This is a genomic window from Myxococcus sp. CA039A (genome assembly GCF_013336645.1).
GTDB classification, from domain to species: Bacteria; Myxococcota; Myxococcia; order Myxococcales; family Myxococcaceae; genus Myxococcus; species Myxococcus llanfairpwllgwyngyllgogerychwyrndrobwllllantysiliogogogochensis.
The window spans coordinates 14,543-31,081 of the sequence record NZ_JABUMQ010000105.1; the positions used below are offsets into that span (position 1 = coordinate 14,543).

General features: G+C 68.3%; 15 protein-coding genes. 13 read left to right on the top strand and 2 right to left on the bottom strand.

The window, feature by feature from the left end:
* The first annotated feature begins 33 nt into the window (after window positions 1–33).
* The 13 genes from HR086_RS19015 (at window position 34) to HR086_RS19075 (ending at window position 14,516) form a co-directional block, all read left to right on the top strand.
* Complete coding sequence (locus HR086_RS19015; RefSeq protein ID WP_254614855.1) at window positions 34–2,103, top strand: prolyl oligopeptidase family protein; 2,070 nt, start codon at window positions 34–36, stop codon at window positions 2,101–2,103.
* Window positions 2,104–2,301: 198 nt separating this feature from the next.
* Complete coding sequence (gene lon / locus HR086_RS19020) at window positions 2,302–4,752, top strand: endopeptidase La (RefSeq protein WP_141642433.1); 2,451 nt, start codon at window positions 2,302–2,304, stop codon at window positions 4,750–4,752.
* A 242-nt stretch (window positions 4,753–4,994) separates the two neighbouring features.
* Complete coding sequence (locus HR086_RS19025; RefSeq protein ID WP_217441863.1) at window positions 4,995–6,581, top strand: peptide ABC transporter substrate-binding protein; 1,587 nt, start codon at window positions 4,995–4,997, stop codon at window positions 6,579–6,581.
* A gap of 160 nt (window positions 6,582–6,741) precedes the next feature.
* Window positions 6,742–7,626 carry an ABC transporter permease subunit gene (locus HR086_RS19030; protein ID WP_174466320.1) on the top strand — a complete coding sequence of 295 codons (885 nt, stop codon included), beginning with the start codon at window positions 6,742–6,744 and terminating at the stop codon, window positions 7,624–7,626.
* Between the two features lie 193 nt (window positions 7,627–7,819).
* Window positions 7,820–8,632, top strand: coding sequence for an ABC transporter permease subunit (locus HR086_RS19035; protein WP_174466321.1), 813 nt, complete (start codon window positions 7,820–7,822; stop codon window positions 8,630–8,632).
* 93 nt (window positions 8,633–8,725) lie between these two features.
* A complete protein-coding gene (locus HR086_RS19040; protein ID WP_141642429.1) occupies window positions 8,726–9,187 on the top strand; it encodes a response regulator in 462 nt (153 codons plus the stop codon).
* An 86-nt stretch (window positions 9,188–9,273) separates the two neighbouring features.
* On the top strand, window positions 9,274–9,819 hold the full coding sequence (locus HR086_RS19045; protein ID WP_141642428.1) for a YqgE/AlgH family protein: 546 nt from the start codon (window positions 9,274–9,276) through the stop codon (window positions 9,817–9,819).
* Entirely contained in the window at window positions 9,819–10,076 is a 258-nt protein-coding gene (locus tag HR086_RS19050) for a BolA family protein (protein WP_141642427.1), read from the top strand. Before HR086_RS19045 ends, HR086_RS19050 begins: the two co-directional genes overlap by 1 nt.
* Before the next feature lie 16 nt (window positions 10,077–10,092).
* Window positions 10,093–10,413, top strand: a complete 321-nt coding sequence (gene grxD, locus HR086_RS19055; RefSeq protein WP_141642426.1) for a Grx4 family monothiol glutaredoxin — start codon at window positions 10,093–10,095, stop codon at window positions 10,411–10,413.
* Between the two features lie 76 nt (window positions 10,414–10,489).
* Window positions 10,490–11,920 (top strand): DUF2914 domain-containing protein, encoded by a 1,431-nt coding sequence (locus HR086_RS19060; RefSeq protein WP_141642425.1) that lies wholly within the window; start codon window positions 10,490–10,492, stop codon window positions 11,918–11,920.
* Between the two features lie 50 nt (window positions 11,921–11,970).
* On the top strand, window positions 11,971–12,501 hold the full coding sequence (locus HR086_RS19065; protein ID WP_174458565.1) for a hypothetical protein: 531 nt from the start codon (window positions 11,971–11,973) through the stop codon (window positions 12,499–12,501).
* Window positions 12,502–12,515: 14 nt separating this feature from the next.
* Entirely contained in the window at window positions 12,516–13,073 is a 558-nt protein-coding gene (locus tag HR086_RS19070; RefSeq protein ID WP_141642423.1) for a DUF4123 domain-containing protein, read from the top strand.
* A gap of 273 nt (window positions 13,074–13,346) precedes the next feature.
* The gene (locus tag HR086_RS19075) at window positions 13,347–14,516 is read left to right on the top strand and encodes a winged helix DNA-binding domain-containing protein (protein ID WP_254626375.1); all 1,170 of its coding nucleotides are present in this window, start codon (window positions 13,347–13,349) and stop codon (window positions 14,514–14,516) included.
* A 114-nt stretch (window positions 14,517–14,630) separates the two neighbouring features.
* On the opposite strand, the gene HR086_RS19080 is transcribed toward HR086_RS19075, so the two are convergent.
* Both HR086_RS19080 and HR086_RS19085 read right to left on the bottom strand, forming a co-directional pair.
* The gene (locus HR086_RS19080; protein ID WP_174466323.1) at window positions 14,631–16,253 is read right to left on the bottom strand and encodes an aminopeptidase P family protein; all 1,623 of its coding nucleotides are present in this window, start codon (window positions 16,251–16,253) and stop codon (window positions 14,631–14,633) included.
* 33 nt (window positions 16,254–16,286) lie between these two features.
* Window positions 16,287–16,539, bottom strand: a 253-nt coding sequence (locus tag HR086_RS19085) for an RsmE family RNA methyltransferase (RefSeq protein ID WP_174466324.1), incomplete at its 5' end; no start/stop codon positions are given.

A 16,539-nucleotide genomic window follows, 5' to 3' on the forward strand; every position in this document is an offset into this window, starting at 1 on the left:
GTGGGGGCGCGGGCCCAGGAGGAACACTCGCGCATGGCATACCCGGCGACACGGGTGGACGCGGTGGTGGACACGGTGCACGGCGTGCCGGTGTCGGACGCCTACCGCTGGCTGGAAGACGAGAAGGCACCCGAAGTCCAGGCGTGGATGAAGGCGCAGGATGCCGTCGCGCGCGAGGCCCTGGCGAAGGTGCCCGGCCGCGACGCGCTGGTGCGCCGCTTCCGCGAGCTGTTCTACGTGGACTCCATCTCCATGCCCAGCCGGCGCGCGGGCCGCTACTTCTACATGCGCACCCACAAGGACAAGGAGAAGGCGGTCCTCTACTGGCGCGACGGTGAGAAGGGCGCGGAGAAAGTCCTCCTGGACCCCAACGGCTGGAGCCAGGACGGCTCCGTGTCGCTGGGCACGTGGGCACCTTCGTGGGACGGCAAGAAGCTCGTCTTCGCGCAAAAGCCCAACGCGGCCGACGAGGCCGTGCTGCACGTGATGGACGTGGACTCGGGCCAGTGGTCGAAGGCGGATGTCATCGAGGGGGCCAAGTACGCCCAGCCCCGGTGGACGCCGGACAGCAAGGGCTTCTATTACGAGTGGCTGCCCACCGACGCCTCCATCCCCGTGGACGCGCGGCCGGGCTACACCACGCTGCGCTTCCACGCGCTCGGCGAGGACCCCGCGAAGGATGCGCTGGTGCACCCGCACACGGGTGACCCGAGCACCTTCCTCCAGGGCGACTTGAGCCGCGACGGCCAGTTCCTCTTCGTCTATGTGCTCCGGGGCTGGAACGAGAACGACATCTACTGGAAGCGGCCCGGGGAGAAGGACTTCCGTCTGCTGGTGAAGGGGCAGGGCGCCCGCTACACCGCGCTGGCCTGGAAGGGCCGCTTCTACGTCAACACCGACGAGGGCGCTCCGCGCCAGCGCGTGTTCGAGGTGGACCCGGCGAACCCCGCACGTGCCTCGTGGAAGGAAATCGTCCCCGAGGACCCGGTGGCCTCGCTCCAGACGATGAACATCGTCGGGGGGCACCTGGCGCTGGAGTACATGAAGGACGCCACCACCGTCATCCGCGTGACGACGCTGCGGGGCAAGCCCGTACGCGAGGTGGAGCTGCCGGGCGTGGGCGCGGCCTCCAACCTGTCCGGCCTGGAGGACGAGGATGAGGCCTATTTCGTCTTCACGTCCTTCACCACGCCCCGGCGCGTCTACAAGACGTCCGTCCAGAGCGGGAAGTCAGAGCTGTGGGCCCAGGTGGAGCTGCCCATGGACCCGACGGCCTACACCGTGGACCAGGTCTTCTACCCCTCCAAGGACGGCACCCGCGTGCCCATGTTCCTGGTGTACCGAAAGGGCCTGAAGCGGGACGGTGACGCCCCCACGCTGCTGTACGGGTATGGCGGCTTCAACGTGAACATGGAGGCCAGCTTCCGAGCCAGCATCCTGCCCTGGCTGGACGCGGGAGGCGTGTATGCGGTGGCCAACCTGCGCGGGGGCGGCGAGTACGGGACGTCGTGGCATGAGGCCGGTCGCCAGGCGAACAAGCAGAACGTCTTCGACGACTTCCACGCCGCCGCCGAGTACCTCATCCGCGAGAAGTACACCCAGCCTCGCCGCCTGGCCATCCAGGGCGGCAGCAACGGCGGCCTGCTGGTGGGGGCGGCCATGACTCAGCGCCCGGAGCTGTACGGCGCGGTGGTGTGCCAGGTGCCCCTGCTGGACATGGTGCGCTACCACCTCTTCGGAAGCGGGCGGACGTGGATTCCCGAGTACGGGACGGCGGAGAAGGCCGAGGACTTCCGGACGCTTCACGCCTATTCGCCCTACCACCACGTCCGTTCGGACGTGCGCTACCCCGCGCTCTTGATGATGTCCGCGGACCACGATGACAGGGTGGACCCCATGCACGCTCGCAAGTTCATCGCGGCGGTGCAGAACGCACCTGGCGGCTTGTCACCCGCCCTGCTCCGCATCGAAATGAACGCGGGACATGGTGGCGCGGACCAGGTGGCCAAGAGCATTGAATCCAGCGCGGACCAGTACGCGTTCTTGTTCCAGGCGTTGGAGGTGGGAGGGCTCCAGGGTGGGCAGTCAGCGCAGGGCCGCTGACACCCCAGGCGGACACCCGAGTCGGCTCCGGGTGTTCCCTTGAAGGCAGCAAGTCGTTCCCCAATCTTGAGGCGGGGAACGGCGCCTGAAACCGACGTGTTATAGACATGCTTCACCCCGGGTAAGCGCTCGTCGGGCGAGCAACCGGGCAACTCTTCAGGGGCCTACCCTCCCGGTAGGCCAGCAGGTGGCGGATACATGTTCTTCGGACGTGACGACAAGAAGGAAGCCCAGAAGCGGGGACTCACCGTCCCGCTCTTGCCCCTTCGGGACATCATCGTGTTCCCGCACATGGTGGTTCCGCTGTTCGTCGGCCGGGAGAAGTCCATCGCGGCGTTGAAGGACGCGATGGCTCACAAGGGGCCGGACGACAAGGCCGTCATCCTGCTGGCCGCCCAGAAGAAGGCCAAGACGAATGACCCCTCTCCTGACGACATCTTCCACTTTGGCACCATGGGCCATGTCATCCAGCTGCTTCCCCTGCCTGACGGCACGGTGAAGGTGCTGGTGGAAGGCGTGCGCCGGGCCAAGGTGAAGAAGTTCCACCCCAACGACGCCTTCTTCATGGTGGAGGTGGAGGAGGTTGAAGAGCAGACGGAGAAGAGCGTGGAGCTGGAGGCGCTGGTTCGCAGCGTCCACTCCGTGTTCGAGGCCTTCGTCAAACTCAACAAGCGCATCCCGCCAGAGATGCTGATGCAGGTCGCCAGCATCGACGACCCGGCGCGGCTCGCTGACACCATCGTCGCGCACCTGTCGCTGAAGCTGAACGACAAGCAGGCGCTGCTCGAGACGGAGTCCCCGGCCAAGCGGCTGGAGAAGCTGTACGAGCTGATGCAGGGGGAGATCGAGATTCTCCAGGTGGAGAAGAAGATCCGCACCCGCGTCAAGAAGCAGATGGAGAAGACCCAGAAGGAGTACTACCTGAATGAGCAGATGCAGGCCATTCAGAAGGAGCTGGGTGAGCGCGACGAGTTCAAGAACGAGATTCAGGAGATTGAAGAGAAGCTGAAGAACAAGCGGATGAGCAAGGAGGCCACGCTCAAGGTCAAGAAGGAGCTGAAGAAGCTCCGGATGATGAGCCCGATGAGCGCCGAGGCCACCGTCGTCCGCAACTACATCGACTGGATCATCAGCCTCCCCTGGTACGACGAGACGCAAGACAGGCTCGACGTGACGGAAGCGGAGACGGTGCTCAACGAGGACCACTACGGCTTGAAGAAGCCGAAGGAGCGCATCCTCGAGTATCTGGCCGTGCAGCAGCTGGTGAAGAAGCTCAAGGGCCCCGTGCTGTGCTTCGTGGGTCCTCCGGGCGTGGGCAAGACGTCGCTGGCGCGCTCCATTGCTCGGGCCACGGGCCGCAAGTTCGTGCGCCTGTCCCTGGGCGGCGTGCGTGACGAGGCCGAGATTCGCGGCCACCGGCGCACGTACATCGGCGCGATGCCGGGCAAGCTCATCCAGTCGCTGAAGAAGGCGGGCAGCAACAACCCCGTCTTCCTGCTCGACGAAATCGACAAGATGTCCACGGACTTCCGAGGCGACCCGAGCGCGGCGCTCCTGGAAGTGCTGGACCCCGAGCAGAACCACAACTTCAACGACCACTACCTGGACCTCGACTACGACTTGTCGAAGGTGATGTTCATCTGCACCGCGAACACGATGCACAACATCCCCGGTCCTCTCCAGGACCGCATGGAGGTGATTCGCATCGCGGGGTACACCGAGCCGGAGAAGCTCTCCATCGCCCGGCGCTACCTCATCCCGAAGGAGCAGGAGGCCAACGGGCTGGCGGACATCAAGGTGGACATCAGCCGAGAGGCGCTGAAGACCATCATCCACCGCTACACGCGTGAGTCCGGCGTGCGCTCGCTCGAGCGTGAGATTGGCGGCGTGTACCGGAAGATTGCCCGCGACGTGTTGAAGAACGGCAAGCGGGACATGGCGGTGGACCGCAAGATGGCGATGAAGTTCCTGGGCACCCCGCGCTACCGGTACGGCGTGGCGGAGCAGGAGGACCAGGTGGGCATCGTCACCGGCCTTGCGTGGACGGAGCTGGGTGGTGAGATTCTCACCACCGAGGCCACCGTGATGCCGGGCAAGGGCAAGCTCATCATCACCGGCAAGCTGGGTGAGGTGATGCAGGAGTCCGCCCAGGCGGCCATGTCGTACGTGCGCAGCCGCGCCGAGCGCTTCGGCATCGACCGCAAGGTGTTCGAGAACTACGACATCCACGTCCACCTGCCGGAAGGCGCCATTCCGAAGGACGGTCCCTCGGCGGGTGTCACCATCTGCACGGCGCTGGTGAGCGCGCTCACGCGGGTCCTCATCCGTCGCGACGTCGCGATGACGGGTGAAATCACCCTGCGTGGACGGGTGCTCCCCATCGGCGGCCTGAAGGAGAAGACGCTGGCCGCGCACCGGGCGGGCATCAAGACGGTCCTCATCCCGAAGGCGAACAAGAAGGACCTGAAGGACATCCCGCTGAAGATTCGCAAGCAGCTGCGCATCGTCCCGGTGGAGTTCGTGGACGACGTGCTGCGCGAGGCGCTGGTGTTGGAGAAGCCGGAGGAGTTCGGCCGCAAGCCGTTCTCCGACAGCCTGAAGGCCGCGCCGCCGGACCTTCCGTCCACGCCCGCCCCCGCCCCGGCCTAGTGCCGGGGTGACAGCGGAGGAGTTTCCTCCGTGAGGTACCGAAGCCAGGATGCCGGCCGACCAGGAGTCGCCGGTCTCCTGGCTTCTCCTTTTCGGGGGAGCGGCGCTTCGGGGTACAACGTGCTCCGGTGGCTCCTCGCGCGCGACTCGCCTGGTGGTGTCTCTTGCTGGCCTGGGTGACCGGGGCCTGCGGGCCGTGCGGCTTTCAGCCCGACGCGGGCGTCAAGGTGGTGGTGCCCGCCATGCCCACCACGCTGGACTGGAGTCACTCGGACCCCGAGAGCTGGGCCAACTATCCGGTGATGCTGGCCACGCAGCGGGGGCTCACGGTTCTCGGAGCGGACCACTCGGTGCGGCCGGGGCTGGCGGAGCGCTGGGAGCGCACTCGCGACGAGAAGGGCCGCGAGGTCTACGTCTTCCACCTGCGTCGGGATGTGCGCTGGTCCGATGGCTCGCTGCTCACCGCGCGGGACTTCGTCGTCGGCTGGCGACGTGCGCTGCGCGGGCGGGAGCGCGGGGAGATGGCGGACCTGGATGGCGCATCGGAGGTGCTGGCGCTCCAGGAGCGGATGGCGCCCGAGGCGGACCTCCGCGCGGCGATGGAGCGCGTGGGCGTGGAGGCCGTGGACGCGCACACGCTGCGGGTGACGCTGGTGCATCCACGCAGCTACTTCCTGGCCCGTGTGGCCAACGTCTACATCTTCTATCCGGCGCCGGCCGCGGACCTGGAGGGCAGGGCGGATGAGGAGGTCCGTGACTACTTCGATCGGCCTCGTGACGGACGTCCGCTGGCGCTGGGGCCGTACCGCGTGGAGAGCTGGGACCGCGCGGGCGAGCGGGTGCGGTTGGTGTACAACCCGCGCTCGGCGTTTCCTCCGCCGCTGGTGCCCGGCGAGGCGCCCGTGCCCGTCATCACCTTGATGAAGTCGGAGATTGGCCCGGCGCTGTACGAGCGGGGCCGCGTGGACTTCGTCTTCGTGGACAGTGCCGCGGCCCTGCGCGTGAAGCGGCCCGAGGACCTGCAGCGCGAACCTTTGCTGTCGACGTACTACCTGGCCTTCAACACGGAGCGCGCCCCGCTGGACAGGCCCGAGGTGCGTCGCGCGCTGTCACGGGCGTTGGACCGGGAGGCGCTGGTGGCGGGGTTGCTGCCGGCATCGCGTCCGTCGCATGTGTTGCTGCCTCCGGAGCTTCCGGGTGCGGCTTCGACGGAGGAGGCGGCGCGACTGCCGCACTACGAGCCCGAGCGCGCGAAGCAGGAGCTGACTGGGGTGCCCGGGTTGGAGCGGCCATTGCGGCTCGTGTATCGCGCCGGGGACAACTTCGTGCCGGAGGTCGCCATCGCGGAGCGCGTGGCGGCGCAATTGGCTCGCGTGGGTGTGCAGGTGGTGCTGGAAGCGCGCTCGGATTTCATGGCGGAGGTGGCTCGGCGCACGGCGCAGGGGCCTCGCGCGTATGACCTGTATCTGCGCCGATTGGGTGGGGACTACGCGCACCCGAATACGTTCTTCACGCTCTTCGAGCGCGAGGGCAACCATCAGACGGGCTGGGAGACGCAGGCGGGTGGGGAGCCGATGGGCCGCTTCGAGCGGCTCCTGGAGGCGGCGGATGGTGAGGCGGATGAGGCCCGCGCCTATGCGCTGTACACCCAGGCGCAGGAGGTGCTGGTGGGGGAGCAGGCGGTGATTGCGCCGCTCTATCACCCGGACCGCTACTTCCGCGCTCGGGACACGCTGCGCGGTCTGGACGTGGACCCGTTCAACTTCCTGGCGCTGCGCACGCTGCGCCGGTCCGCTCCGGAACCGAAGCAGGCCGAGGTGGCGCCATGACGGCGATGCGTGCGGCGCGCGGCGCGGGCACCATCATGGCTGTTCCCGTTGGAGCTGCGGCGCGCCGAGGTCACGCCATGAAGGCAGGGTGCTTGTGGCACATGGCGCTGGCCCCGTTGTGTCTGCTCCCGGTGGAGTCGCAGCGCGCCGAGGTCACGCCATGAGGTCGGTGCTCCAGAAGCTGGCGCGACAGCTCGTGCTGGTACCGCTCGTGGCGGTGGCCTCGTACTTCCTCATGGCGATGCTTCCGCTCACCACGGAGAGCGAAGCGAAGCGACAGGTGTCACCGGAGCTGGCCGCGTCGTATCGACGGGACCTGGGCATCGGCGAGCCGCTGGGCTTCCTTCGTCCCTGGCAGAAGCTCTGGCGCGGCGAGCGACTGGGCACGAGCGCGCAAGGAGTCACCGGCGACGAGCTGGCGCGCAAGCTGTCCGGCAGTGTCGGCGTCGGACTGCTCGCGCTGCCCCTGGCGCTGACGTGGGCGCTCGGCTTCGCGATGGTGCGCACGCGCTGGCGTCGGGGCCGCTGGGCCGCGCTGGGCGATGTCGTGCCCGCGCTGGCCTTCGGCACCCCTGTCTTCATCCCCGCGCTCCTGCTCGCTCCCGCCGTGGTGGAGCGCGGCAACATGTTGCCGGAGCTTTGCGCCGCGCTCGTCACGTCCATCTGGCCCGGCATCTTCCTGGGCACCCTGGTGGGTGACTCGCTGGAGACGGAGCTGTCGCGCGACTACGTGCGCACCGCGCTGGGCAAGGGGCTCGCGCCCGGCACGGTGCTTCGCCGTCACGTGTTGCCCAACGTGCTGCCCGCCTTGCTGGACGCGGTGGGGCCGGTGGCCACGGCGCTGCTCGCCGGCTCGTTCGCCGCCGAGCGTGTGCTGGGACTGCCGTACTTCGGTCAGCTCTACGTCCTCGCCGTCCTCAACAAACAGGTGGCCGTTGTCGTGGTGGCCACCACCACCTTTGCCTCGCTGCTCGTCGTCGTCAGCCTCGCGGTAGAACTCACGCGGTACGCGGTGGACCCTCGCTCACGAGAAGCCCGCACATGAGGCCTGTCCCTGCATCCACCTGCTCCGGAGCGGGGGTGTGCGATGCGCAGATTCCGCGCACGTGCCACGCGCGCCCCGCGCGCGGCTTCGTGAGACCGCGGTCGTGTGACTCGCTGATGCCGCGCCCACGCGGGGCTCGCCGTATGCACGGCTTCGTCAGCGCGAGGTCGCCGGTCCCACTCGAGGTGCTCGCATGAGTCGCGTCCCCGCTCGCGCCACCTTCGGGCTCATCCTCCTCGTGGGCCTCGGCGCGCTGAGCCTCGTGGCCGGGCGCTTGTTCCCGGACTGGCTCGCCAGCACCTGTCCGCTGGGCGTGGACCCGACGCGGCCGGACCGCACGGTGTGCGAGTTGGCCTTTGGTGGGCTCTGGGTGTCCCTCGCCGTGGGCCTGTGCGCGGGCGGGCTCTCCACGCTCATCGGCCTCATCGTCGCGGCCGTGGCTCGACTCGTCGGTGGCGCGTGGGAGCAGGCCCTGCTGCGCGGCGTGGACGCTGTCTTCGCTCTGCCCGACGTGCTCGTCGTCATGGTGCTCCAACTCGCGGGCCAATCCCTCGCGGACGCGGGACACAGCGGCGGCCTGGGCCCCTTCGGATTGATGGTGGCGTCACTCGCGCTCGTCGGCTGGGCGGGCCCCGCTCGCATGTTCCGCAATCGCCTGGCCACACTGGAAGGACAGGAGTTCGTCGCCGCGGCCCGAGCACTCGGCGGTGGCGGCACGCATGTGTTGCGCGTCCACCTCTGGCCCGCCCTGCGCCCCTTCGCCCTGGCCGTGTTCCTCAGCCGCCTGCCCACCGCCATCCTCACCGAGTCCACCGTGAGCTTCTTCGGCATCGCGCGCATGGAACCCATGTCGCTCGGGCGCTACCTGGGCACCAGTTACGCGGCCCTCATCTACGAGGGCGGCGCTCGCGTCGTCCTGCCCGCCTGGGCGCTGCTCGTCCTCCTGGTGCTCGGCGCTTCGCTCGCCTCCCAGGCACTCTCGGCGAGCCCTCGCAAGGCCACCTGAGCAAGCACCGGGGCACCGGTGGGTGTGAGGAATTCCCACCGTGGAAATGTGGGTTCCCATCACACGGAAACCTTTTGCCCAACCGGTGCCCTCATGTCCCTGCCTACCACTGAAGAGACCATCCCCGTGCTCGGCCACGACGCGAAGGAGCGCACGGAACGCAGCGACGAGTTGAAGGTGGAGACCGTGCGCAGCTCGGTCCTTGTCGTGGAGGATGATCCATCCCACCGCGAAATCCTGGTGGAGATGCTGGCGGGCTGGGGATACGAGCCCATGCCCGTGGGCAGCGCCGAGGAGGCGGAGTTCGCCGTGCGCAACAAGCGCATGGACGCCGCCATCGTCGACGTGTTCCTCCCCGGTCGCAGCGGCGCCACGCTGATGTCCCGACTGCGCGAGCGCTTCCCGCAAGCGGTCCTCATCGGCGTGAGCGCGATGAGCGACGCGGCCATGGCGCGCAAGTGCAAGGGCCTGGGCGCGGACCTCTTCATCGGCAAGCCGCTCAACCCGGAGCGACTCTCCGAGGCGCTGCAGTCCAAGCACACCAGCTGGCACTGAAAGCCAGGGCGGCGGCGTGCTCGGCGCGAGCCCCGACGGGGGCGGTTCCGGTTGCGCCGCCCGCTCGAACGGTTGATGCTCGGCTCGTGAAGAACCTCGCTCCCGGCTTCCTGCTGGCCATGCCTCAGCTCGGGGACCCCAACTTCTACCGCTCCGTCATCCTGATGATTGAGCATGGGGAGTCCGGCTCCATGGGGCTCGTCGTCAACCGGGGCGCACCGCTGACCCTGGGCGAGCTGGCGCGCGGGCAGAACCTGGACATCCACACGGAGCGCACCAGCCAGCCCGTCTTCGTCGGCGGCCCCGTGGAGCCTCAACGGGGCTTCGTGCTGCACGACGATGGAGGTGTCCTGGAGAAGCACTCGGTGCTTCCCGGACTGTTCCTCAGCGTGACGCTGGATGCCCTGGGGCCGCTGCTGGAGCGCGGGGCGCCCCGCCTGCGCTTCTGCCTGGGCTATGCGGGCTGGGGACCCCGGCAACTGGAGAGCGAGATTGCCGCCGGCTCCTGGCTCTTCACCGAGGCCAGCGCGGACGCGGTGCTGGATATGGAGCCTGGCAAGTTGTGGGAGACGACATTGCGTGGCATGGGCGTGGACCCAGCCATGCTGGTGATGGGAAGGGGAATGAACTGATGCTTGACGCAGACTTCGTCCGCAGCCGAATCCTGGAGGCCCTGCCGGGCTCCGAGGTGGAGGTCCAGGACACCACGGGGACGGGCGACCACTTCGAGGCCCGTGTCATCAGCCCCGACTTCGCCGGTAAGGCGATGGTGCAGCAACACCAGCTCGTGTATGCGCCGCTCCAGCAATGGCTGAAGTCGGGCGAACTGCATGCCCTGGCCCTTAAGACCTACTCGCCCGAGCAGTGGAAGAAGCTCGGGAACCGCTAACGAAGGAGACCCATCCATGAACCCAGAGCTCAAGGCCCGGTTCGACGAGCTGACCCAGTCGCACCCCATCGTCCTCTTCATGAAGGGCAATGCCCTGTTCCCCCAGTGCGGCTTCTCCGCGCGGGCGCTGCAGATACTCCAGCCCCACGGTGAGGTCTTCACGGTGGACGTGCTGTCCGACCCCGCCATTCGCCAGGGCATCAAGGACTACACGAACTGGCCCACCATCCCGCAGATCTTCATCCGCGGGCAGTTCGTCGGAGGCGTGGACATCCTGGCCGAAATCGCGGAGCGCGGCGAGCTGACCGACCTGGTCGCTGGCAAGCCCCCGGCCTGACCCGGGCTGGAGGGGGAGGGGAGATTTGCTCCCCTCCTGCGGGTAGAATGGGTGGCCGCTCCCGCGAGGAAACACCGTGGTCACCGCCACTCAGCCCAACCCGTCCGAGAAGACCGAAGAGACCGCAGACCCGTCGGGTGCCCCGCCGGTCTCCAACGCCGCCACCAACGCCGCTGTCGTGTTGACGGATGCCCCACCGGGCGTCGCGCCCGCGGTGGTGGACCCCGATGACCTGGTGGCCACGGCGAAGACGCCCACGCTGATGGAGAAGGTGCAGGCGTTCCGCACCCGGCACGAGAAGTGGGAGATGGCCGCCTTCTTCTTCGGCGGCTTCCTCTACGACATCGTCTCGCTCAGCCGCATCGACGACACGCTGACGATGGTGCAGAGCTTCGCCTACCTGCTCATCCTGGCGACCCTCATCCTGTTGGAGCAGCGCTTTCCGGAGGGCACGCCGCCCCCGGGGGTGCTGTCGAAGGTGTGGCGCTGGCGCGAAGACGCCATCCACTTCTTCTTCGGAAGCCTCCTCAGCGTCTTCATGCTGCTCTTGTTCAAGAGCACGTCGGGCTTCACGCCGTACCTCTTCATCGTGGGCCTCTTCGGCCTGCTGGTGGCCAACGAGCTGCCGCGCTTCCGGCAACTGGGCCCCATCGTCCGCGTGTCGCTGCTCAGCCTCTGCGTGACGATGTACTTCGCCTTCCTCCTGCCCGTGCTCATCGGCCGGATGGGCTTCTGGGTGTTCCTGCTGGCCGTGTCCCTGGGCTGCGCGAGTGTGTTCGGGCTGATGCGGCTGATGGAGCGCCTGCGCCCGGATGTCGAGTACGTGGTGCGCAAGGTGGCCCTGCCGGGCTTCGGCGTGCAGGCGGCGCTGCTGATCTGCTACCTGGTGGGCGTCATCCCGCCGATTCCCCTGGCCGTGCAGTACTCGGGCATCTTCCACGAGGTGAAGCGCGTCAGTCCGGGCCTGTACCAGCTCACCTCGGTGGACGACTCGCTCTGGTACAAGCCGTGGACGTGGTTCGGCCCGGACTTCGTGATTCGGCCCGGCGACAAGCCGTACTACTTCTTCCGCATCTTCGCCCCGAAGCACTTCGCGCCCTACAAGGTGCGCGTGCGCTGGTACTACGACCACCCGGAGAAGGGCTGGACGACCAGCGGCAACGGCTTCATCGCCAACGTCAGCAGCAACGGGACGGACGGCGGCTATCGCTTCTACGCCACCACGTCCAACCTGAAGCCCGGCAACTGGCGCGTGGTGCTGGAGACGGAGGCCGGGCACGAAATCAACCGCCTGTCCTTCACCGCCGGTCTGGACACTCGCACCGAGCCGCGCGACCTCAAGGTGGAGTACTCCACGCTCAAGGAGATCATCCCCCTTTCCGCCGAGGAGTGGGCGAAGACGCGCAAGCCTACCGACAAGGTTCCGGGTGAGACGGCACCGCCCGCGTCGGCTCCGACCGACGAAGCCCCCATCCCCGTGGAAGTCGCCCCCTCGCCCACGCCCTAGTCGCGCGCGGGGCCGTCACTTCGCGCGAAGCCCTGTGAGATACTGAGCTCATGCTTCCTCGCCGCAAGTCCTCCCATGCGCGGTCCTGGCTGCTGCCGGGAACGCAACTCGATTACGAGATTGCGCGTGCCGTCGACATGACGTTCGAGGACGGCGAGGGCTTCGCGCCGGTGGCGGGCGGGCTGGCCATCTGGCACCTGGACCGGTGGCTCGCGGGTTCGCGGGCGACGGTGTACTCGCTCTACGAGACGCTGGGCGGCATGTGTCCCATGGGCCTGTCCACGCTGGAGCGCACGCACTTCGAACAGCGGCTCAAGCAGCGGTTGGAGCGGGCCCTGCTCGATGGCGAACTGACGGTGCGCGAGGTGCCGCTCGTACGCCACGTGCCGCCTCCGTTCACCGAGCCGGTGGTCATCGAACGCGAGGCTCCGGTGGAGCGTCCCGCGCCTCCGCCTCCCACGCTCGAGCAGGACATCGCCGCGCAGGTGCGCGCCTTGCGACAGGCGGCCGCCGACGGCACGCCCTTCTGCGAGGAGTGCGCGAAGAAGGCCCTGCAAGGGCCCCAGAAGCGCGCCGCCTGAAGGGGAGAACGAGGATGTCACCGCGCGCCAGACACTTGTCAGCGTTGCTCTGGGCGGCTCCGGAAGAGGGCTCGCCTCCGCTGGAGCGCTACGCCCTGCTCGACGCGGCCCGTGAGCCGCGCGTGTACTCGCTGATTCGCTGGGAGCCCGCCGCTTCGTGTCTCTACGAAGGGCGCATCCCCGCCGAGCTGGCCGAGGTGGCTCCCTACCTGGTCCGGCTGCGGCCCGATGCGCCCCTCCTGGGAGAGCTGCTCGGTACGGGGTGGGGCCGCGCGTGGGGGCTCTACGTCGAGGCGCCCGTCGCGCCGGAGTTGCTGCGCCGTCACTTCCGACGGTTCCTCAAGGTCCAGGACGAGCGGGGCAAGCGCCTCTACTTCCGCTACTACGACCCTCGAGTGCTCCGGACGTACCTGCCCACGTGCAACGCCGAGGAACTCCAGTTCGTCTTCGGTCCCGTCCGCTCGTTCTTGATGGAGGACGAGGAGGGCTCGTCGCTGCTGCGCTTCTCGCTGCGCGACGGGGAACTCCTGCTCCAGCGCGTGCCGCTCCTGGCCGACACCGTCGCCGCCTGAGCTGCCGTGTTTCTCGTCGCGCGCGGGCGGCGGGGCGCCTGCCCAGATACCTGACATATAGCTGTCACGCCCGAGGGTCATGGTGCGTCTTACGAAGCCGTCGAGCTTCCGGACCCGCCCAGGACCCCAGGCCCCATGATTCCCATCCCCTTGATGTTCTTGCCTTTCCCCTTCATTCCGGCCGAAGAGACGCGCTCCAGGGTGGGCGGTGCGAAGAACCCGGGACGTCGCCAGCGCGTGGTTGCCGCACCCCGGAATGTGAAGGAGGTCGCCTTGTCGCCTCGAAGCAAGAGCCCGTCATCCGCCACCACCCCGCGTCGGAGCGGGAAGGGTGGACTGGCTCCGGTGCTGACGACGCGGGAGCTCAACCGGGCCCTGCTCCAGCGGCAGTACCTGCTGCGCCGGACGGCCAGCTCGCTCCCGGAGGTGATTGAGCACCTGGTGGGGCTTCAAGCGCAGGCCGGCAACGCGCCCTACCTGGCTCTCTGGACGCGGATGAAGGACTTCCAGCTCGACGACCTGACGCGGTGCTACCAGGAGCGCACCGTCGTTCGGGCGACGATGATGCGGTCCACGCAGCACCTCGTCACCGCGCGCGACTTCCAGCGCCTGCGGCCCACGCTCCAGGCGGTCCTGGACCGGATGATGAAACAGAGCGTCTATCCGCGGGAGCTGGTGGGGTTGGACCTGGACCTGGTGGTCGCCGAGGGACGGAAGCTGCTCGCCAAGGAGCCCTTGAGCACCGTGGAGTTGGGGCGTCGCCTCCAGGCGCGCTGGCCGGAGCGGGATGCTCGTGCGCTGAGCTTCGTGGTGCGGGTGGCTGAGCCGCTCGTCACCGTGCCTCCCTTCGGGACGTGGGGCGTGGGCGGAGAGGTGGAGTTCGCCACGTCGAAGTCGTGGTTCGGTGAGCCGCCAGGCCCCGCGCTGCCCCTGGAGGACGTGGTGCTGCGCTACCTGGGCGCCTTCGGTCCCGCGAGCGTGAAGGACATGCAGGCCTGGTCCGGGCTGATTCGACTGGCGGACACCGTCGAGCAGCTTCGTCCTCGGCTGCGAACGTTCCGCGACGAGCAGGGGGTCGAGCTGTTCGATGTGCCGGACGCGCCTCGGCCGGAAGGGGACACGCCGGCTCCGGTGCGCTTGGTGGCGGAGTTCGACAACCTGCTGCTGTCGCATGCGGAGCGCTCGCGCATCATCTCCGAGCCCTACCGCAAGCGTGTCTTCACCATCAACGGCATCATCCGCCCGACGGTGCTGGTGGATGGCTTCGTGCGAGGGATGTGGAAGCTGGAGCGCGAGAAGGAGCGCGTCACGCTGCGCATCGAACCCTTCGAACGGATTGCGCGCGAGGACCGCGCGGCGCTGACGGAGGAGGGGGCGCGGCTGCTCGCCTTCGCGGCTCCTGACAGCCCGTCCCACGACGTCCACTTCGCGCCGGTGTCCTGACGCGAACGGGGGGCGTCGGGCTTCGCGCCACAAGGTGGGCTCGGAGCTTGTGACTCCGAGCCCCGCGTCGGGCGCCGAGAGTCGGACCGTCGGGCCCGACTCCGTCGCCGCGTGCTACTTGCGCTTGCCAGCCTTCGCCTTCTTCGCGGGGGCCTTCTTCGCGACGCGGGCCTGGGGCTTCTTCGCGGCGGACTTCTTCGCCTTCGCGGCCGGGGCCTTGTCGGCATTCCACAGGCCGCCCATCCACGCCTCGATGTCCTTCACCGTGCGCGGGATGTTGGCGGAGAGCACCTTGCAACCCCGGGCGGTGACGACGAGGTCGTCCTCGATGCGCACGCCGATGCCTCGGTAGCGCGCGGGCACCGTGAGGTCGTCCTTCTGGAAGTACAGGCCCGGCTCCACCGTGAGCACCATGCCCGCCTGGAGCTTGCCGTACTTGTAGGCCTCCTGCCGCGCCTGCGCGCAGTCGTGCACGTCCAGGCCGAGCATGTGGCTGACGTTGTGCAGCGAGTAGCGCTTGTAGAACTGGTGCTCGTCCTTGAGCGCCTCGGCCGCGCTCTCGAGGATGCCCAGCTTCTGCAGCCCCTCGGCCAGCACGCGCATGGCGGCGCGGTTGGGCTCCATGAAGTCGTTGCCCGGATTCACCGCGGCGAAGGCCGCCTCCTGCGAGGCATACACGAGGTCGTAGATGGCCTTCTGCTCCGGCGTGAAGCGCCCGGAGATGGGCAGCGTGCGGGTGATGTCCGCCGTGTAGAGCGTGTGGCCCTCCACGCCCGCGTCCAGCAGCAGCAGGTCCCCGGGAACCAGCGGGCCGTCATTGCGCGTCCAGTGCAGCACGCACGCATGCGAGCCGCTGGCGGCGATGGTGTTGTAGCCCACGTCGTTGCCTTCCACGCGGGCGCGGAGGTTGAACACGCCCTCCACGTAGCGCTCGCTCTTGGCGACCTTCAGGCTGCGGATGACGTCCTCGAAGCCGCGCTGCGTGGCGTCGATGGAAATCTGGAGCTCGCGCAGCTCCTGCGAGTCCTTGATGAGCCGCATCTCCGACAGCGTGGTGGCCAGCGCCTTGTCTCGCTCGCCGCCCTCCGTCACCGCGCCGTCCACCTTGGCCGAGTGGCCGCGCAGAACGCGCGAGGGCTTCGTCGCCGCGCCCTTGAGGCCCGTCAGGTAGTCCGCCAGCGTGTCCAGGCCGCGCGCCTCGTCCACGTCATGTCGCGCGCGGCTCTCCGGCACGCCCAGGCGCGGGCCCACCCACAGCTCGCCCTTCACGCGGTCCGTGAAGAACGTCGCGTTGGCGCGGCCCGGGTTGGGCTCCACGAAGAGGATGTCCGTGTGGCCACCGCCGTCCTTCGGCTCCAGCACCAGCACGCAGTCCGGCTCCAGGTTGCCCGTCAGGTAGTAGAAGTCCGTGCCGGGGCGGAAGCGGAAGTAGGTGTCGTTGGCGCGCACCTTCTCGTGGCCCGTGGGGATGACCAGCGTCTCTCCGGGGAACGCCTGTGACAGCGCCTTGCGACGGGCCTTGAAGGCGTCCGCGTACTTGATGCGCGGAGGCAGCTTCTGCGCGGAGGGCTTCCACTGCTGAAGCATGAAGTCCAGCAGCGCGGGCGGCGGCACCGAGTCGTGGCTGGCGGGCTTCGCTGGCGCCTGCGGCTCGGACGTGACGAGGGGCTGCTGCTCACCGACCGCGGGCTGCGAGCTGTCGGAAGCGACCGGGGACGAAGGGATGGACGTGGCCATGGCGAGGCACTCTTCAACAGCGCTTCGCGCTCCTCAAGCCCGAGATGCATCCTGACGCGGAGCAGTGTCTTCCGCGAGAAGGGCTACTTGCCCGACGAGCACGGGAACCGCCGTCTCCACCCTGAGGATGCGAGGCCCCAGGGAGAACGGCCGAAAGCCGTGGGACTCCAACAGTTGGGCCTCGAACGACACCCAACCCCCGTCGGGGCCGATGGCCAGGACGGAGCGCTGGCCGGGGGCTGCTGACACGGCGCGCAGCGGCTGGCTCGCGGGCGGGTGGGGGAGC